Origin of the sequence: Halomonas sp. OfavH-34-E, assembly GCF_024124525.1 — a bacterium.
In the GTDB taxonomy this organism is placed as follows: Bacteria; Pseudomonadota; Gammaproteobacteria; order Pseudomonadales; family Halomonadaceae; genus Halomonas; species Halomonas litopenaei.
Window position 1 is genome coordinate 1 of the sequence record NZ_JAMXRY010000007.1, and the last position, 18791, is coordinate 18791.

The 18791-nt window shown below is 65.4% G+C and carries 18 protein-coding genes and 1 tRNA gene; 3 read left to right on the plus strand and 16 right to left on the minus strand.

Annotation, left to right across the window (positions count from 1 at the left end):
- The 10 genes from smc to ccmA form a co-directional block, all read right to left on the minus strand.
- A partial coding sequence (gene smc / locus NH448_RS04665; RefSeq protein WP_253028455.1) for a chromosome segregation protein SMC occupies nucleotides 1–1793 on the minus strand: 1793 nt, incomplete at its 3' end.
- 3 nt (nucleotides 1794–1796) lie between these two features.
- Nucleotides 1797–3017: a c-type cytochrome biogenesis protein CcmI gene (gene ccmI / locus NH448_RS04670; RefSeq protein ID WP_253028456.1), complete on the minus strand. Its 1221-nt coding sequence runs from the start codon at nucleotides 3015–3017 to the stop codon at nucleotides 1797–1799.
- The gene (locus NH448_RS04675; protein ID WP_108132542.1) at nucleotides 3014–3469 is read right to left on the minus strand and encodes a cytochrome c-type biogenesis protein; all 456 of its coding nucleotides are present in this window, start codon (nucleotides 3467–3469) and stop codon (nucleotides 3014–3016) included. Before NH448_RS04675 ends, ccmI begins: the two co-directional genes overlap by 4 nt.
- 83 nt (nucleotides 3470–3552) lie before the next feature.
- Nucleotides 3553–4101, minus strand: a complete 549-nt coding sequence (locus NH448_RS04680; protein WP_045991111.1) for a DsbE family thiol:disulfide interchange protein — start codon at nucleotides 4099–4101, stop codon at nucleotides 3553–3555.
- Between the two features lie 61 nt (nucleotides 4102–4162).
- Nucleotides 4163–6163 (minus strand): heme lyase CcmF/NrfE family subunit, encoded by a 2001-nt coding sequence (locus tag NH448_RS04685; RefSeq protein WP_124803422.1) that lies wholly within the window; start codon nucleotides 6161–6163, stop codon nucleotides 4163–4165.
- 221 nt (nucleotides 6164–6384) lie between these two features.
- Entirely contained in the window at nucleotides 6385–6855 is a 471-nt protein-coding gene (gene ccmE, locus NH448_RS04690; protein WP_045991113.1) for a cytochrome c maturation protein CcmE, read from the minus strand.
- Nucleotides 6845–7057 carry a heme exporter protein CcmD gene (ccmD, locus tag NH448_RS04695; RefSeq protein WP_231498600.1) on the minus strand — a complete coding sequence of 71 codons (213 nt, stop codon included), beginning with the start codon at nucleotides 7055–7057 and terminating at the stop codon, nucleotides 6845–6847. Before ccmD ends, ccmE begins: the two co-directional genes overlap by 11 nt.
- Nucleotides 7054–7794: a heme ABC transporter permease gene (locus NH448_RS04700; protein WP_045991114.1), complete on the minus strand. Its 741-nt coding sequence runs from the start codon at nucleotides 7792–7794 to the stop codon at nucleotides 7054–7056. Before NH448_RS04700 ends, ccmD begins: the two co-directional genes overlap by 4 nt.
- A gap of 51 nt (nucleotides 7795–7845) precedes the next feature.
- Complete coding sequence (gene ccmB / locus NH448_RS04705) at nucleotides 7846–8580, minus strand: heme exporter protein CcmB (protein WP_108449932.1); 735 nt, start codon at nucleotides 8578–8580, stop codon at nucleotides 7846–7848.
- Nucleotides 8577–9218 (minus strand): cytochrome c biogenesis heme-transporting ATPase CcmA, encoded by a 642-nt coding sequence (gene ccmA, locus NH448_RS04710; RefSeq protein WP_045991116.1) that lies wholly within the window; start codon nucleotides 9216–9218, stop codon nucleotides 8577–8579. Before ccmA ends, ccmB begins: the two co-directional genes overlap by 4 nt.
- Nucleotides 9219–9494: 276 nt before the next feature.
- Here ccmA and lexA point away from each other — a divergent pair, with 276 nt between their 5' ends.
- Entirely contained in the window at nucleotides 9495–9971 is a 477-nt protein-coding gene (gene lexA / locus NH448_RS04715; protein ID WP_045991117.1) for a transcriptional repressor LexA, read from the plus strand.
- A complete protein-coding gene (locus NH448_RS04720) occupies nucleotides 9971–10597 on the plus strand; it encodes a YigZ family protein (protein WP_253028457.1) in 627 nt (208 codons plus the stop codon). The genes lexA and NH448_RS04720 overlap by 1 nt, the downstream gene beginning before the upstream one ends.
- A 95-nt stretch (nucleotides 10598–10692) precedes the next feature.
- On the opposite strand, the gene NH448_RS04725 is transcribed toward NH448_RS04720, so the two are convergent.
- The 4 genes from NH448_RS04725 to NH448_RS04740 all read right to left on the minus strand — a co-directional run bounded on the left by NH448_RS04725 (nucleotide 10693) and on the right by NH448_RS04740 (nucleotide 16249).
- The gene (locus tag NH448_RS04725; protein WP_213228544.1) at nucleotides 10693–12471 is read right to left on the minus strand and encodes a lysophospholipid acyltransferase family protein; all 1779 of its coding nucleotides are present in this window, start codon (nucleotides 12469–12471) and stop codon (nucleotides 10693–10695) included.
- Between the two features lie 313 nt (nucleotides 12472–12784).
- Nucleotides 12785–14107, minus strand: a complete 1323-nt coding sequence (locus tag NH448_RS04730) for a sodium ion-translocating decarboxylase subunit beta (RefSeq protein ID WP_108449929.1) — start codon at nucleotides 14105–14107, stop codon at nucleotides 12785–12787.
- A gap of 9 nt (nucleotides 14108–14116) precedes the next feature.
- Nucleotides 14117–15928: a sodium-extruding oxaloacetate decarboxylase subunit alpha gene (gene oadA / locus NH448_RS04735; RefSeq protein WP_253028458.1), complete on the minus strand. Its 1812-nt coding sequence runs from the start codon at nucleotides 15926–15928 to the stop codon at nucleotides 14117–14119.
- A 72-nt stretch (nucleotides 15929–16000) separates the two neighbouring features.
- Nucleotides 16001–16249 carry an OadG family transporter subunit gene (locus tag NH448_RS04740; protein WP_045991122.1) on the minus strand — a complete coding sequence of 83 codons (249 nt, stop codon included), beginning with the start codon at nucleotides 16247–16249 and terminating at the stop codon, nucleotides 16001–16003.
- A 187-nt stretch (nucleotides 16250–16436) separates the two neighbouring features.
- Here NH448_RS04740 and NH448_RS04745 point away from each other — a divergent pair, with 187 nt between their 5' ends.
- The gene (locus NH448_RS04745) at nucleotides 16437–17468 is read left to right on the plus strand and encodes a tRNA-dihydrouridine synthase family protein (RefSeq protein WP_253028459.1); all 1032 of its coding nucleotides are present in this window, start codon (nucleotides 16437–16439) and stop codon (nucleotides 17466–17468) included.
- A gap of 52 nt (nucleotides 17469–17520) precedes the next feature.
- Here the strand turns inward: NH448_RS04745 and NH448_RS04750 are convergent, their stop codons facing one another.
- Nucleotides 17521–18387: a DUF1989 domain-containing protein gene (locus NH448_RS04750; protein WP_253028460.1), complete on the minus strand. Its 867-nt coding sequence runs from the start codon at nucleotides 18385–18387 to the stop codon at nucleotides 17521–17523.
- A gap of 315 nt (nucleotides 18388–18702) precedes the next feature.
- Nucleotides 18703–18779, minus strand: a tRNA-Arg gene (locus NH448_RS04755).
- Nucleotides 18780–18791 lie beyond the last annotated feature (12 nt).

An 18791-nucleotide genomic window follows, 5' to 3' on the forward strand; every position in this document is an offset into this window, starting at 1 on the left:
GCCGCACCGGCGCCCTTGACCCTCGCCGCCAGGCTGTCGCCGGCAGCGTCGACGCTGGCCTCTGAATCGAGCAGTGCCAGTTCGGCGGCAAGCGGCGAGGCCATCACCTCACGACAGTGACTCGACGACGCCATGCGGGCCCTGAGCCAGGGACCCAGCACCCAGGACACCGTCTCCTCCCAGCCGGGCTCGACATTCAGGCATTCGCCCAGGCGTGGCGCCTCGGCAAGGCCATGCTCGGCCAGGTGCCGGTCCAGGCTTTCGTCGTGGTCGGCCAGGGCCGCCTCGATCAGCGCCTCCAGCGAGGCGATCTCGCCACCCAGGGCGCTGTGACGGGAGAGCGCCTGCTCGCGCGCGCGGTCATGTTCGACAACCTCGCGACGGTTGGCATCTCGCTGCTCGATCAGCCGTTCACGACGCTCCTCGAGCTCCTCGGCGCGGGCCTCGTGCTCGGCCAGCTGACTCTTCACTTCTTCGCGCTGGGCGCTGAGGCCGGCCAGGTCCGGCAATTCATCGAGCTGCTGACGGCGCTTGGCACGGTCGGCGGCGATGCGCTCGAGCCGAGCTTCCAGCTCACGCAGGCGGTCCTGGGTGCGTTCGGCCTCGTGGCTGTCGCTGCGCCAGCGTTCGTTGAAGGCCTCCCATTCGGCGTCGGCCTCCTCCACCGCGGGCTCGGCCTCTTCCAGCGCCGCTTCCAGCTCGGCCAGTTGCTCTGCCAGTTCTTCCTGCTCGGGGCCCAGGGTCTCCAGGCGATCCTCGAGGGCCAGCAGGCGCTGACTGTCGTCCTCGCCGAGACGATCGAGCTCCTCGAGCTCGCGGCGGGCACTCTCGAGATCCCGCGCCAGTTGCTGATCGCGGGAGCGGGTGTGTTCGAGCTCCTGCTCGAGGCGGGCGATGGCGGTGGTGGTCTCGTAAAAGCGTGCCTGGCGCTGGTCGAGCTCAGAGGCCAGGCCATCGTGCTCGGCGCGGGCCTCTTCCAGCCGGGTCTCGCACTGGCGCATGCCGAGCACCTCGCGCTCCACCGCGGTCTCTAGCTCGCGCACCCGGGTGTCCTGCTCGGTCTGGGCGGCACGCAAGGCGCGTCCGCGCAACAACGCAAGCTCCCCCTTGACCCGGTGCTCTTCTTCTTTCAACGACTGGTAGCGTCTGGCCGCCTCGGCCTGACGCTTGAGCCGCTCGAGCTGCTTGTCCAGCTCCTCACGGATATCGTCGAGCCGGTCCAGGTTCTCCTGGGTGCGACGCATGCGATTTTCGGTCTCGCGACGGCGCTCCTTGTACTTGGAGATACCGGCGGCCTCTTCCAGGGTGGCGCGCAGCTCTTCGGGACGCGCCTCGATCAGCCGCGAGATCATGCCCTGGCCGATGATGGCGTAGGAGCGCGGCCCCAGGCCGGTGCCCAGGAACAGGTCGGCGATGTCGCGTCGGCGACACTTCTGGCCGTTGAAGAAGTAGCTGGACTGGGCGTCCCGGGTGACCTGACGCTTGACCGAGATCTCGGCGTACTGGGCGTAGACCCCGCCCATGGTGCCGTCGCGGTTGTCGAAGGTCAGCTCGATGGAGGCCATGCCCACCGGCTTGCGCCCGGTGGAGCCGTTGAAGATGACGTCGGTCATCGACTCGCCACGCAGGGTCTTGGCCGAGGATTCGCCCATGACCCAGCGTACGGCGTCGATGATGTTCGACTTGCCGCAGCCGTTGGGACCGACGATGGCGGTCATGTTGCCGTCAAAGGGCACCGTGACCGGATCGACGAAGGACTTGAACCCGGCCAGCCGGATCGACGTCAGACGCATGGACTATTCAATCACTCGATCGATGATAAGCGCGACAGGATCCATGTCCGGGCCGCCTACTGCAACCCCTTGTCGTTCACCCATGAGATCGCCGGCCTGGGGCTGGGCCTGGCCGCTGGACGATACCCGTGCCAGCAGACGTACCTCATCGACCTGCGCGAGGCTTGCCATGGGCGACATGGCATCGCTGGCGTCAAGGGTCAGGCTGGCCGGCAGGTCGGCCAGGGTCAGGCGCTCGATGGCCAGCGGCGGCAGCTTGCCTTCGCTGTCCCGTGCCACCACGAACACCGTGGTCTCCGGCGCCAGACGCCCGACCAGTTCGTCGGCCAGCGACAGGCTGACCAGCACATTGCGCTCGCTCGCCGCAGGGGCCAGGCGTTGCTCGGCCTGGGCGACGCCCTGGCGCATGGCCTCGGACAACGGCGAGTCGTCTGCCGTCGACAGACCGCGCCGCCAGAAGCCCAGGGCGCCCTGGTAGTCGTCCTGCTGGAAGGCCTCGACCCCCAGAAACCACATGGCCGAGGGCAGATTCGGCGCCTCGCGACTGGCCTCTCGGGACAGCGCCAGAATGCGATCGTCGAGCCGCCCTTCGTTGATGAAATACTGCATCTTGGCCAACTCGCCGATCCACCAGGGTGAACGCCCCTCCAGCGCAAGCACACGCTCGATGGCATCGCTGGCCTGGGCGTAGGCGCCGCTGTCGCGGTAAAGCGGATACAGCGTCTGCCACACGCGAGGGTTGTCGGGTTGGCTCTCGGCCTGCTGCTCGAGGCGCTGGATCATCAGCGCGAGGCTGGCCTCGGGGTCGTTGCGTACCTCTTCGATGGCCTGATACAGCACCAGGTCGCCCTCGGCGCCCTCCCAGCGGTACCACAGCACGCTGACCACCACCACCGCCACCAGCACCAGCGGCACCGCCAGCTTGCCCGCAGCGGCAGACTTCAGCGGCGAGCGCTTGAGCCGCTCGGTGTCATCGAGCAGGCTGCGCTGGAGTTCACTGAGATCCTCGTCGAAGCGTGCTGCGTCGATGTCTCCCCGAGACTTGGCCGCTTCCAGCGACGCCACCCGACGACGATAGACCGCCACGTTCTGGGCGGCGGCGTCATCGCTGTCTTCCAGCGCACGTTGCCAGCGTTCCACCTTCGCCGCACGGCGCAGGGGCAGGATCAGCAGCCAGGCCGCGAGCAGCAGCAGAACGGCAAAGGCCAGCCATAACAGGGTCATGCGGATCCCTCTCTATCGATCAGGTCGTCCAGGCGCGCCTGCTCCTCGGCGGACAGCCTGCGTACCTGGGTGCGTCGCCGTGAGCGGATGATCAGCCACAGCACCAGGGCGCCGATGACGACCAGCGCGCCGGGCAGCCCCCACAGCAGCAGGGTGCGTCCCTCGAGACGCGGATTGTAGAGGACATAGTCGCCGAAGCGCTGGACCATGAAGTCGATGATCTCCTTGTCCGAGCGGCCGTCCTGAAGCTGGGCGTAGACCCGCTCGCGCATGTCGGCGGCGATCGGCGAGTTGGAGTCGCCGATCGCCTGGTTCTCGCACTTGGGGCAGCGCAGGGTGGCGGTCAGCTCCTGATAGCGCTTTTCGGTCACCGGGTTGTCGAAGCCGCGTACCTCGATGGCTTCCGCCCGAGCGTCGAGCGCAGCGACAAGCATCAACAGCGCCAGCACCATGCCCGCCAGCCAGCCAAGGCCCGAGCCAGGCAGATTACGTGCACGGGCGCTGCGGTCGTCGCCGCTAGCGCCGCACAGATCGATCAACGCCATTTTTCCACCTCCGGCAAGATGATCTTCTCCACATCGTCGGCGGTGATATAGCCGGTGTGGTGGTAGCGAATGATCCCCTCGGCGTCTACCAGGAAGGTCTCGGGAGCGCCGTAGACGCCGAGATCGAAGCCGAGGGTACCCTCGGGATCGAAGATATTGAACTCGAAGGGATTGCCGAACTGGGTCAGGAAGGCGCGTCCCCTGGCCCTGCGCTCACCGTCGCTGGCACCTTCTTCCTTGTAGTCGACCCCGACCAGGCGTACCCCGCGCTCGGCCAGATCCAGAAGCTGCGGCATCTCCTGACGACAGGTCGGACACCAGCTGCCCCAGACATTGACCAGGGAAAGCTCGCCGGACAGCGCGTCCTGGCTCACCTTGCGCTCGGGTTCCTCGAGGGTCGACAGCTCGAAGTCGGGGAACTCCCTGGCCATCAACGCGGATTCCCGTTCAAAGGGGTTGATCGACAGCCCCTGATAGAGAAAGATCCCGAGCGCCAGAAACAGCACCAGCGGCAACAGCAATAGAAGTCGACGTTTCATGCACGGGTCTCCCTGGCCGTGACGACAATGACAGGAGCGAAGGCCAGCGGCTGACGATCTTTCATGATGCACTGGCCTCCCTGGCCGTCACGACAGGTTCGGGCTCACGTACGCTCAAGCGGCGACGGTAGCGCCTGTCGGCGACGGCGATGATGCCACCGGCGGCCATCAGCAGTGCGCCCAGCCACAGCCAGCGCACGAAGGGCTTGATCTGCACCCTGAGCGCCCAGCTGCCGTCGTCGAGCTCCTCGCCCATGGCCACGTAGAGGTCATGGAACAGGCCAGGCCGCAGCGCCACCTGGGTCATCGGCATGCCGCGCGCGATGTACAGGCGCTTCTCCGGGTGCATCTCGAAGCTTGCGCTGGCGCCCTCTCGGGTCACCTCGATGGTGGCCGCGTCGGAGACATAGTTCGGCCCACGGCGCTCGTCCAGCGCCGTCATGTGAAAGCCGATTCCGTTGACCTCGACGCGGTCACCGACATTCATGCGCACGTTGCGCTCCACCGAATAGTTGGACACCAGGGCGACCCCGATGATGGTCACGGCAAGCCCCAGATGGCCGAGCACCATGCCCCAGTAGGCTGGCGTCAGGCGCTTGAGGGCGCCAAGGCGCGAGCCAGCTCGGGAGGTCTTGCCCCACAGGTCGCGCACCAGCGACAGCACCAGCCACAGCGCCGCGACCAGGCCCAGCGACGCCTTCAGGTTCCACTGCCCGGTGTAGACCAGCGGCGCCGCCACGCCGATGACCAGGGCGCCGAGACCGGCGATCCACAGGCGGGTCAGCAGCTCGCGCCCGGCCATGCGCTTCCAGCGGGCGCTGGGGCCAAGCCCCATGAACACACAAAGCAATACGGTCAGGGGCACGAACAGGGCGTTGAAGTAGGGAGGCCCCACGCTGATCTTGCCCAGGTTCAGCGCGTCGAGCAGCAGCGGATAGACGGTGCCGAGCAGCACCGTCACCGTCATCACCACCAGCAGGATGTTGTTGACCAGCAACAGGGCATCGCGGGATACCCAGTTGAAGCCGCCGGGCTGGCTGACCCGTGGCGCGCGCAGGGCGAAGATCAACAGTGACAGGCCCACGGTGATGCCCAGCAGCACCAGAATGAACAGGCCCCGCGAAGGATCATTGGCGAAGGCGTGCACCGAGGTCAGCACCCCTGAGCGCACCAGGAAGGTGCCCATCAGCGACAGCGAGAAGGTGGTGATCGCCAGCAGCACCGTCCAGCTCTTGAAGGTGCCGCGCTTTTCGGTCACCGCCAGGGAGTGGATCAGCGCGGTGCCGGCGAGCCAGGGCAGCAGCGAGGCGTTCTCCACCGGGTCCCAGAACCACCAGCCGCCCCAGCCCAATTCGTAGTAGGCCCACCAGCTACCGAGCGCGATGCCGACGGTGAGAAAGGCCCAGGCGATATTGGTCCAGGGGCGCACCCAACGGGTCCAGGCGCTATCCAGGCGTCCGCCCAGCAGCGCAGCGATGGCAAAGGCGAAGACCACGCTGAAGCCCACGTAACCCATGTACAGCATCGGCGGATGGATGATCAGACCGACGTCCTGCAGCAGCGGATTGAGGTCGGCGCCGTCGGCGGGGATATTCGGTAGCGAACGCTCGAAGGGGTTGGAAGTGATCAGCACAAAGGCCAGAAAGCCCACGCTGACCAGCCCCATCACGCCAAGCACGCGCGCCACCATATCCGGTGGCAGCCCCCGGGAGAAGCAGCCCACGGCGAAGGTCCAGACACCGAGGATCAGGCTCCACAGCAGCACCGAGCCTTCGTGGTTGCCCCACACCGCGCTGAACTTGTAGTACCAGGGCAATAGCGAGTTGGCGTTGTTGGCGACGTTGACCACGCTGAAGTCATCGAGCATGTAGCTCGCCGTCAGACAGCCATAAGCGATCAACAGAAAGGCCAGCTGGCCCGCCGCCATCGGCCGCGCGTAGGCCATCCACAGCGGGCGCCGAGTGGCAGCCCCGGCCAGCGGCAGCACCGCCTGCACGCAGGCCATCAGCAGCGCCACGATCAGCGCGTAGTGTCCGATTTCCGGAATCATCTTGATCAGCATGGATTCACCTTGGCCCGCCTTCCGTCCGCGTCAGTCCACTGGCGCCTGGCTCTGCGACTGATTCGCGTGGGCCCATGGGCCCGGAACGCCTGCGTTATGGTCGATTGACCCTGTCCCATCCTGGCCCGAAGAAACGCCTTCGGCCCTGCCCCCTCGGGCAAACAAGGCCCCGCACCACGGAGCCCTGTTGTCGGGATACCTTTTTTGTCGATGCACGAAGCCTACTGCGACGTGCCTGGGCCCGCCTGCTTGTAGTCTGCCGGCGAATAGCCGGCGTCTTCCAATGCCTCGGCGACCTCGGGCGGCATATAGTTCTCGTCGTGCTTGGCCAGCACCTTGTCGGCCGCGATATAGCCGTCGCCGGTCAGTTCGCCGACCACCACCACGCCCTGCCCCTCGCGAAACAGGTCCGGCAGGATGCCACTGTAGCGCACCTCGACATCGTCGACGTAGTCGGTGACCACGAAGCTGACGTCCAGGCTGTCACTGTCACGATGGACGCTGCCTTCCTTGACCATCCCGCCGGCACGTAGCTGCCGGTCCACGGGGGCTTCTCCAGCGGCAATCTGCACCGGGCTGAAGAACAGGTTGATGTTGGAGCGCAGGGCGTACAGCGTCAGTCCCACCGCCACCGCACACAGCGCCACCAGTCCAAGCACCAGCAGCATCTTATTTCGGCGTTTAGCCCTCATCTTGATCCTCCGAGGGGGAACTTGCGACCGCGGCGTCACGCCTCAGCCGGCGGCGCAAGGTGCGCCGAACACCGCGGCTTTCACCGCGAACCAGAATCACGCTCAACAGCAGAAAGCCCAGGGTCGCACCCCAGGCGGTCCACACATAGGGGCCGTGGCTGCCCATGCTGACCAGCTCGGCCAGCGATTCGAAAGCCATCATGGACGCTCCTCGAACAGCTCTTTCACCCAGCGCTTGTGGCCTTCACGGCGCAGGATCTCGGTACGGGTGCGGGTCAGGGTGAAGGCCGCGAAGAAGGCGTAGAACCCCAGCACCATGATCAACAGCGGCATCCACATCTCGACCGGCATCGCCGGGCGCTCGGTGATGGTGAAGCTGGCGGGCTGGTGCAAGGTGTTCCACCACTCCACCGAGTACTTGATGATGGGTATGTTGATCACCCCCACCATGGCCAGCACCGACGCCGCCTTGGCGCCGCTCTGGGGGCGGGCGAAGGCGCGCCGGATCAGCATCACGCCAAGATACAGAAACAGCAGGATCAGCATCGAGGTAAGGCGGGCGTCCCACTGCCACCAGGTGCCCCAGGTAGGCTTGCCCCAGACCGACCCCGACAGCAAGGCGATGGCGGTCATGGCGGCGCCCAGCGGCGCCATCATCGCTGCCGCCATGTCGGCGATCTTGATCTTCCAGACCATGAACACGAAGCCGGAGGCGGCCAGCGCCATGAAGATCGACTGGGCCAGGAAGGCCGCAGGCACGTGCACGTAGATGATGCGAAAGCTGTTGCCCTGCTGGTAGTCCGCCGGAGCGAAGGCCAGCCCCCAGACGCTGCCGACCAGGATCAGCGCCAGCGCCAGCGCCCAGCACCAGGGAGAGAGACGCGCGGCTATGCCGTAGAACCAGCGCGGCGATCCCAGCTTGTGAAAGAAGGCCCACATGAGCGTTGTACCTCGATCAACCTTGAATTCGTGATGGCCACGACGGCCCGATCAACCATGGATACTGATGCGCAGCGACGCGGCAATGGCCACAGGAGCGGCCATCAGCGCTACCGACAACAGCGCGCCGATCACCGCCAGGTGCCCCAGCCATTCCCCGCCGCCCAGCGCCGCGCCCATGGCGCCGGTGCCGAAGATCAGCACCGGCATGAAAAGTGGCAACACCAGAAGCGACAGCAGCATGCCACCACGCGCCAGCCCTACCGTCAGCCCTGCACCGATGGCACCGATCAGGCTGATGCAGCCACTTCCCAGTGCCAGGGTCGCGCTCAGCGCCAGGTAGCTGCCCTGGGGCAATGCCAGCAGCACCCCCAGCAAGGGGGCCATCAACGCCAGCGGCAGCCCGGTGGTCAACCAGTGCACGGCGACCTTGGCCAGCACCAGCAGCGACAGCGGGTGCGGTGCAAGCAATAGTTGCTCAAGGGTGCCGTCCTCGAAGTCGCCACGAAACAAGCCGTCCAGCGATAGCAGTGCCGACAGCAAGGCGGCCACCCACAACACGCCAGGGGCGATCAGCGCCAGGCGTTCGGGTTCCGGCGAGATCCCCAGCGGAAACAGGGTGATCACCATGGCGAAGAACACCAGCGGGGTCAGGGCGTCACCCGGTCGACGGGCGACCGCCGTCAAGTCACGGCGGAAGGTGGCAGCCATCGCGCGGCCAAGGCCATCACCGGCCTCTCTGACCGGCTCGGCGGCTTCGATCGACCCAGACGTCGGCGTGTTCATGAAGCCACCTGTCGTTGTCCGTCCAGGGTCAGCCGGCGCACGCCAGGCACATTGGACAGCGGATGGTGGGTGGTGACCAGCACCGCGCCGCCGCTGGCGGCATGGTTGGCCAGGCGGCGCTCCAGGGCGGCCACGCCGGCCACATCGATCGCGGTAAAAGGTTCGTCCAGCACCCACAGGGCACGGCGACTCGACACCAGACGAGCCAGGGTCACCCGGCGCTTCTGGCCGGCCGATAGCTGGGCGGTGGGGACGTCCTCGAAGCCGGCCAGGCCGACTTCGGCCAGGGCCGCCTCGAGCTCGGCATCGGGGCGCCCCTCGCCCCCCAGCGCCTGATACCAACGCAGGTTTTCCAGGGCACTCAGGTTGGCCTTGATACCCGGGGCATGGCCCAGATACAGCAGGTTGGCCAGCAGGTCGGCGCGGGCGCGGGGCAGCGCCCGCCCCTGCCAGCGCACCTCTCCATCGACGTCGGCGATCTGGCCGCACAGGATCTTCAACAGCGTGGTCTTGCCACTGCCGTTGGGTCCCTCGACTCGGAGCACTTCCCCCGCCTTGAGGACAACATCCAATCCTCGAAACAACCAGCGGCCATCGCGCTCACAGGCCAGTTGTCGGGCTTCAAGACACAGACGCAAAGGGCACTCCACAACCAGGGACGGGGCAGCAAATCACGCACAGACTTTACACCGATTGCACTACCCGAACCAGACAGCCAGCGCAGCTGACAGCCGCAATCGCACAGGCAATGCACCTTTCGTTGATCCATGGCACTTGCACGAGCGGCGAGGCCTGCTATCTTTCACATACTGTATGAATCGACAGTATCAAGATCCCTCGACGTTGACACCAATCGCCACCCGCTACTCCATCCCGTGACAGCCCGACCCTCACAACAAGGGAGACCCCGCGCCATGGATATCGCGACTTGCCAGTTCCTCGAACGCCTGCCCAACCTGCCCATCGCCGACAGCTGGGCACCCGTCGACTCCACCTCGGATGCCCTGGTGGAGGTCCCCCTGCTGGGGCAGGTATCCGCCGGCATGCCGATCGAGGCCTGCCTGGACAACGCCACCCTCCAGGTGCCATCGCGCATGGTCAGGCGCAACACCTACGCCCTCAAGGTGTGCGGCAACTCGATGATCGATTGCAATATCTTCGACGGCGATGTGATCATCATCGAACGCCAGGAAAGCGCCGAGAACGGCGAAACGGCGGTGGTGATGATCAATGACCAGGAGGTCACCCTGAAAAAGCTCTATATCGAGAAGAATGGTGTTCGCCTGCAGCCGGCCAACGAGACCATGCCCCCGATCTACCTGAAGAACAGTGACATCCGTGTGCTGGGCCTGGTCATGGGTGTCGCCCGCCAGGAAGAAATGGCCGCCTGATGCGCTACCCGATACCCGAGCTTGCCCCCGGTGAGTGGCACGAAAGCGAGATCGAGGTGGAAAAGAGCCGCTTTATCGCCTGGGTGGCCCACGCCCCCAAGGTGGCGGACTTCGAAGTGCTGCTGGCCGAGGCTCGCAGGCAGCATCCCAATGCCAGCCATCATTGCAGCGCCTACATCGCAGGCCCACCCGGGGAGCAGGTGCACATTGGCTTCTCCGATGACGGCGAGCCGGGCGGTACCGCCGGCCGACCGATGTTTCAGGCACTCGATGGCGATGGCATCGGCCAGGTGGGCGCGGTGGTGACCCGCTACTTCGGCGGCACCAAACTCGGTACCGGCGGACTCGCCCGCGCCTATACCCAGGCGCTGGTCACGGCGCTGGAAAGCCTGCCCAGGGGCGAATGCATCGAGCGCCGCCCACTCAAGATACGGGTCGACTTTGCCGGCGAGGCCGACGCCCGGCAGTGGTGCCAGGGGCAGGATATCCCGGTGCAGGCGGTGGACTACGGGGCCGAAGGCGTCACCTTGACCCTGGGCTGGCCCAGTGAACGGTCCACCGACCTGAGCGAGCTCAGCACTCGCCTCAAGGGCCGCATCGAGGCCCTGGACCATCAGGCAGGCTAGGCCCGCTCGATGCTAACGTCGAGGGAGCCTCCAGCCCTATCCATCCTTCCCGCCCCATCTGTTCCGCCTCCGGGGCCGGTCCGACGCAGCCCCTGCTAAAGCGGCCTCTCCAGGACGGCGTGTTCGTCCTTGGTGAGAGCCTCCTCTCCAGACGAGACAGCGTCTTCACCGATATAGCGTCTGCGCTTGTCGGCCTTGAGCCGTGCCACGTCGACCACCACCAGGCCATCGATGCAGTAGCCGAAGGCGGTATCCACGCCGAAGGCCTTGAAGCTGACGCCACCGGGTTCGGCCACCTCCACGTACTGCTTGTAGAGCGCCGGCACCCCCGCCCCCATGGCCTGCAGGGCGCCTTTCAAGCGCTGAAAGTCCTCGCCGGCATCGTTGCCGGCGAACAGCCGATCCGCCTCCTCGCGCCCGGCGCGCGACATCGTGCACACCGCCTTGGCCCGGATCGGGCTGTCACCGTCCCCGTGGTAGTGCCGGTAGTAGCTGACCAGCAGGTCCTTGGCCAGGGGCGGTAGATGATTGGGAATGGTCACCGGCCCGAACAGCCAGCGCACCTCGGGATGATGGCGCAGGTAGGCGCCAAGACCATGCCAGAGATAGTCGAGACTGCGACGTCCCCAGTAGCGTGGCTGGACAAAGCTGCGGCCCAGCTCCAGCCCGTGGCGCCAGCGATCCATCGGCGCCTGTTCGAGATGAAAGATGGTGGCGCTGTAGAGCCCTTCGATGCCTTTGCTATCGAGGATGCGCCCGACCTCACCGAGACGATAGGCCCCGGCGATTTCCAGGTCACGATCGTCCCACAGCACCAGATGACGATAGTGCTCGTCGTACTCGTCCAGATCCCGCTTCTTGCCGGTGCCCTCGCCGACCCGGCGAAAGGCAATTTCACGCAGCCGCCCGATCTCACGCATCACCGCAGAGTCGGGACGATGGTCAAACAGCAGGATCTGCTTGCCGTCAGGCGTCCTGCCCAGCACCTCGGCGTCGACCAGCTCCTCTCGCAGGTGCTGGCGATTTTCCGGATGGGCGATACCGGCCTCGGAGACAAACACGCCCTTGCGTCCCCGCCCCAGACGGTAGACGTGCTTGCGCAACAGCTTGAGCTTGGCGACGGTGGCCAGGTCCTCGCGGTCGAAGCGTGACAGCGGGATCTCGCCCCCCACCTTGAGCGTGATGTGCCGCCCTTTCTGGCGAAACATCTCGTGGGGCAACAGCAGCGTGCCCAGCGGCGAGTACAGCGAGGCCAACGAATAGAACAGCGAGGAGTTGCGACCGCCCACGTGCACCGGCAGGATCGGCGCATTGGTGCGCCGGGCCGCGTGCAGGAAACCCGACAGCCAGTTGCCGTCCTTTACCCCCTTGGGTCCCGCCCGCGACACCTCGCCGGCGGGGAAGACGATCACCGCCTGTTCATCGTCGAGGGCATCGACGATGCCCTGCAGGCTCTTGCGAAAGCCCCGGCGCGACAGGTTGTCCACCGGCAGCAGCAAGGGTGCCAACGGCGAAAGCTGCATCAACAGATCATTGGCGACGATCTTCACGTCAGGGCGTACATCCGCCACCATGCGTACCAGCGCCAGCCCATCCAGAGCACCGAGGGGATGATTGGCAACGATCACCACCCTGCCGGCGACCGGAATGTTGTCGCGATCACGCGACGACAGCGAATAGCCGAAGTTCAGCTGATCGAGCACCGCGTCGATGAACTCGAGCCCTCCGGCGCGGCGATGACGCTCGAGAAAGGCATTGATCTCGCGCTCGTGCACCAGGCCCTTGAGGCCGGCGCTCAACAGGCGGCGACACCAGGCTGGCCAGCTCTGTGCCTTCGGCACCTTGGCCATCAAGGCCTTTTCGACATCGATCATGCCCGTCCTCCGTCGGTGGCAATAGCCGCCAGACTAGAAAGCGCGCATGACAGCACCGTGGCGATCGCATGTAAGCGGGATGACGGGCTCGACCAGAGTCAGCTACAAAAGCAGCGCCCCCACCTTGCGGCGGGGGCGCTGCGTTCGGTCAAACCTGGGCTACGGGCCCGGATGACCCTGGCCCAGGTACTTGATCATCACCCCGGCGGCTACCGCCAAGCCGATGACGCCGGCGAACGCCTGTGGCTCATAGGGAGTGGGCCCATCGCCCGGATGAGTTTAGCCCAGGTACTTGACCATCATCCCGGGACCATCATCCCAAGTACTTGATCATCACCCCGGCGGCCACTGCCGAGCCGATAACGCCCGCAACATTGGGTCCCATTGCGTGCATCAGCAGGAAGTTGTGGGGATTGGACTCGAGCCCCACCTTGTTGGACACCCGCGCCGCCATGGGCACCGCCGAGACACCGGCGGAGCCGATCAACGGGTTGATCGGATGCTTGCTGATGAGGTTTAGCAGCTTGGCCATCAGCACACCGCAGGCGGTGCCGATGGCAAAGGCCACCATGCCGAGCCCGAGGATGCCCAGGGTCTCCACCGCCAGGAAGCGGTCGGCCATCAGCTTGGAGCCCACCGACAGTCCGAGGAAGATGGTCACGATGTTGATCAGGGCGTTCTGCGCCGTGTCCGAGAGCCGTTCGACCACCCCGCACTCACGCATCAGGTTGCCGAAGCAGAACATCCCGAGCAGCGGCGCCGCATCCGGCAGAAACAATACCACCAGGATCAGCAGTGCCAGCGGAAACACGATCTTCTCGAGCTTCGACACCGGACGCAGCTGGGTCATGGCGATGCTGCGCTCCTTCTGGGTGGTCAACGCCTTCATGATCGGCGGCTGGATCAACGGCACCAGCGCCATGTAGGAGTAGGACGCCACCGCGATGGCACCCAGCAGCTCGGGGGCCAGGATGCTCGAGACATAGATCGAGGTCGGACCGTCGGCTCCACCGATGATGCCGATAGCCGCAGCCTGGTTGAGGCTGAAGTCCATCCAGCCCATGGCGGTCATGCCCACCGCCCCGATCAGAGTGGCGAAGATGCCGAACTGGGCGGCGGCGCCGAGGAACAGGGTGCGCGGGTTGGCCAGCAGCGGACCGAAGTCGGTCATCGCGCCGACCCCCATGAAGATCACCAGCGGCGCGATACCGGAGGCGATGGCCACGCTGTAGAACTGATACAGCATGCCATGGGAATAGCCCCCATCCATGGCCAGGTCGTTGGCGGTACGAAGCAGCGCCGGCGAGATATCACCGTGCAGCGTCTCGCTGATGGCGTAGCGCCAGGTATCCACGTCGGCGCCCGCTGGCAGGCTGGTGCCGAGCGCCTGGGCCATCTGCGCCAGCAGCTCGGGACGGCCCAGGTGGGCCGCCTGCTCTGCCGCCGACAACGCCAGCCCTGCCTCGGGAATATTGGCCAGGATGCCGCCGAAGCCGATCGGCACCAGCAACAGCGGTTCGAACTTCTTGGAGATGGCCAGCCACAAGAGCAGCAGGCCCACCACCAGCATCACCGCCTGGCCCAGGGTCAGGTTGTACAGCCCGGAGCCGTACCATAGGGTCAGAATCTTCTCCATGGGAGGTCCTTAAAGCACGATCAGGGTGTCGCCGACGGAGACGCTGTCGCCCTCGGCGACCTGGACGTCAGACACGGTGCCGGCAGCAGCAGCGCGGACCTCGGTCTCCATCTTCATCGCCTCGAGGATGACCACCACGTCACCCTCGGCCACGCTGTCGCCGGGCTTGACGTTGACCTTGAAGATGTTGCCGGCCAGCGGTGCATCGATGGTCTCGCCGGAGGAAGCTGCCGGCGCCGCCGGTGCAGCGTCAGAAGAGCCAGCGGCGGGCGCTTCCTTGACCTGGGAAATGTCGCCACCCTCGGCGACCTCGACCACGTAGGCGGTGCCGTTGACCTTGACGGTGTAGGTCTCGGGTCCGGCGGTACCAGCCTTGGCCGCCGGCGCCTTGGCGGGCGCAGCGGGCGTCGCCGCCTCGACGCTAGGCGCAGGTTCGAAGGCGTCGGGGTTGTCACGGTTCTTGAGGAACTTGAGCCCGATCTGCGGGAACAGTGCGTAGGTCAGAACGTCGTCTACCTGACGCTCGCCTTCGGCCAGGCGGATGCTGTCGTCCTTGGCCTTGGCGGCCAGCTCATCGGTCAACCGCGACATCTCGGGATCCAGCCGATCCGCAGGACGCTCGGTGATCGGCGAGGCACCGTCCAGCACCCGGCTCTGCAATTCGCTGTCGAAGTCCGCCGGCGCAGCGCCGTACTCGCCCTTGAGCAGCGCCTGCACCTCCTTGGAGATGGACTTGTAGCGCTCCCCCATCATCACGTTCATCACCGCCTGGGTGCCGACGATCTGGGAGGTGGGGGTCACCAGCGGAATATAGCCGAGGTCTTCACGGACCCGAGGAATCTCCTTGAGCACCTCGTCGAGACGGTCACCGGCGCCCTGCTCCTTCAACTGGCCTTCCATGTTGGTGAGCATGCCACCGGGCACCTGGGCCACCAGAATGCGCGAGTCGATGCCCTTGAGCGAGCCCTCGAAAGCGGCGTACTTCTTGCGCACCTCACGGAAATAGGCGGCGATATCTTCCAGGGCTTCCAGATCCAGGCCGGTATCGCGCTCGGTGCCCTTGAGCATCGCCACCAGCGATTCGGTGGGGCTGTGGCCGTAGGTCATCGACATCGAGGAGATGGCGGTATCGACGTTGTCGACGCCTGCCTCGGCGGCCTTGAGCGCGGTCGCCGACGAAAGCCCGGTAGTGGCGTGGCAGTGCAGATGGATGCGAATATTCAGCGCCGACTTGAGTTTGGTGACAAGCTCGAAGGCGTCATAGGGAGTCAGAAGCCCCGCCATGTCCTTGATCGCCAGGGAGTCGGCGCCCATGTCGGCGATGGACTTGGCCAATTCCACCCAGCTGTCCAGGGTGTGCACCGGGCTCTTGGTGTAGGAGATGGTACCCTGAGCATGGCCATCGTTGGCCTTGACCGCCTGGATCGCACGCTCAAGGTTACGTGGGTCGTTCATCGCATCGAACACGCGGAAGACATCGACCCCGTTGGTCTTGGCGCGCTCGACGAAGCGGTCGACCACGTCATCGGCGTAGTGGCGATAGCCCAACAGGTTCTGGCCCCGCAGCAACATCTGCTGGGGCGTATTGGGCATGGCCTCCTTCAACGCCCGTATCCGCTCCCACGGATCTTCGCCGAGGTAGCGGATACAGGCGTCAAAGGTGGCGCCGCCCCAGGATTCCAGCGACCAGAAGCCGATCTTGTCGAGCTTCTCGGCGATGGGCAGCATGTCGTCGATACGCATGCGGGTGGCGAACAGAGACTGATGGGCGTCGCGTAGCACGACATCGGTGATGCCTAGCGGGCGTGCAGATTCGCTCATGGCTGGGTCCTTATCGTTATGAAGCGCTTTGTCGAAATTCACGGTCAGGGTCGTCGCCTGGTACGGACGACCTCAGCGACGCTGGCGGTAGCGGTGAACCGCGGCCGAGATCGCCGCCATCACCGCATCGTCCTGTCCCGGCGCGGCGGGTGCCGCCCCGCGCTTGGGCGCCTCGACCGGCACCGGTTCGGGAAAGTAGCGACCGATGACACGAGACATCAGCGTGGTGGTGATCACCAGCACCGTAAGAAAAACAAAAACAAAACCCATGCCGAGCGCCATCAGGCTGAGGCCCTCGTTGAGCAACTGAGTGTCTTGCATGCGGGATCCTCCGCGTTGTAGCGCCAAAGTTGCCTTGATCTTTCTGGATCATACGGCTTGCGCAAAAAATTTGATGCTATACCCTGCCACATCCCCGGCACAGCACCATGGTCTAAAGGTAGCAGTTTTGGTTGTTAAATTACTACATAAACAGGGGTTAGACGAAGGTCGTATCGGGCTCGCGCCCATGGAGGGCGTGATCGACGCCCACACCCGCGACCTGCTGACCCGTGACGCCGGCTTCGACTGGACGGTCACCGAGTTCGTACGGGTGGTGGACGCGCGCCTGCCGCCTCGAGTGTTCTACAAGCACTGCCCGGAACTGGCGACCGAGGGCGTCATCACCCCCAACCGCATCCCGGTGCACCTGCAACTGCTCGGCTCCGACCCCGACGCCCTGGCCGCCAATGCCCGCCAGGCGCTACGCCTCGGCGCCATCAGCCTGGACCTAAACTTCGGCTGCCCAGCCAAGCTGGTCAACCGCCATGACGGCGGCGCCTCATTGTTGCGCGATCCGCGACGCCTGGAGCGTGCCGTGGACGCCGTCCACCGTGCCGTGGGCGACAGCATCCCGGTCACCGCCAAGATCCGCCTGGGCTTCTCCGACCGCCGCCGGGCACTGGACTGCGCCCTGGCCGCCGAAGCCGCCGGCGCCACCCAACTGGTGGTGCATGCCCGCACCCGGGACGAGGGCTATCGCCCGCCGGCTCATTGGGAGTGGATCGGCCGCATCAACCAGCGCCTGCGCATCCCGGTCGTCGCCAACGGCGACATCTGGACCCTCGAGGACTACTGGAAGGCACGCACCCTGTCCGGCTGTCGCGACGTCATGCTTGGCCGCGGCGCCCTTGCCGACCCGAAACTCGCCCCGCGCATCCGCCACTGGCAGCGCACCGGAGAGCGCCTGCCGGCCACGACATGGGCCGAGCGAGCCGGTATCCTGACGTCCTATGCTGCAATGCAGCGTACCACACTCCCGGCAAAAGTGGTGGTATCGCTACTAAAGCAGTGGATGAACCACATGAAGGCGCGCGACCGCGAGGCCGCCTCCCGCTTTCAGGCCCTGCGCCGCATCACCGATCTCGATGAATTCCTTGCGGGGCTCGGCGCCCAGCGCATCGAATCAGACGCAGCGCCAGAAACCGCACCTGACGCCACACTGCGCCAGAATCTCGCCTCACCCAAGCACCGAAGCGAGGCGGTCGCCGCCGTCCAATAGGGATAGGCAGGCCAACCTCCCCTCCCAGAAAGGAATCCGATCGGAGCAGCGCCTAGCTCTTGTCCTTGAGATCGGCCCAATCCACATCGGGATCACGCCGCCCGTGGGCGCCTGCATAGGCCGGAGATTCGGGCGGCTGCCACTGCGCCAGCCGCTCGGACTCGACCTCGAACACTTCCACCGCCAAGGGGTGGCAGGTGGACAGCGGATCCCTGGCCTCCGGCCCCCATAGATCCACCGACAGATCGCCACCGGGACAGCAGGACAGCGCGCACAACAGGTCGATCTCGGCAAACAGCTCAAGATAGTCCCCTGGCCGCGCCGGGCAGGCCTTCATGAAGTACTGGTCATCGTCGTTGAGCCCGGTGCACTGGAAGACATTGAGCACGTCATGCACGTCAAACTCGGTCAACCCCCAGGGCGCGACCGCCCTCACCAGGTTGGAATGGCAGTGAAAATCGAAGTCCTCGCCGGTCAACAGGCGATTGACGTAGGGATCGCAGCGGGTTCCCAGCAGGTCATGCACACGCCCGCCTTCGGCGTCCTCACCGTAGCCTGCCAGGGTGTCGTCGATGATGGTGGCCATGGGACGCAGAAAGGGCAGCGTCGACCACAGCCTGTCGTAGGTGCTGACATGGGCCCGCTGCAGCTGCCGGGTGCGCGAGGCCCACATGCGCTCGCGCGGGTCATGGCGATGCCACATGTTGAAGTCACCGACCTGGGCGCCATCGACGATGGCGATGCGAAAGACCTGCCCCGCCTTGACCTCCCATGCCAGCCCATCACGAATCGGTACCCGGTGACTGGCCACTCGCCGCCGCCTCCCCGCCCGCTCGGTCAGGCCGTCATAGAAGGCGCGATCCACGTCGAGCACTGACCCCCTGGTCGCCTGATACGCCGCCGCCACCTTGCCGCCCATGCGCCGCCCTCCCGATGCGTGAATGTCAGGCTTCAGCCTAGACCAGGCCAGGGGAGACAACGACCGACGCTCGACACAGCACCGTTCATAACGAATCGACGCCGGTCAGCCGGTCAGCCGGTCAGCCGGTCAGCCGGTCAGCACGAAACTTGTCTGGAAACTTGGCAGGAAACAGCATAAAAAAAGGCGCCCATCTCGCGACAGGCGCCTAAACGATCGCAACCGGCAGTAGTGGCCAGCCGGTCAGCACGAAACTGGACAGGAAACTTGGCAGGAAACAGAAAACCCGCCCTCCGAAGAGAGCGGGTCTGAATCTGGCGCGCCCGGGAGGATTCGAACCTCCGACCACCTGATTCGTAGTCAGGTACTCTATCCAGCTGAGCTACGGGCGCGTAGGCAATGAA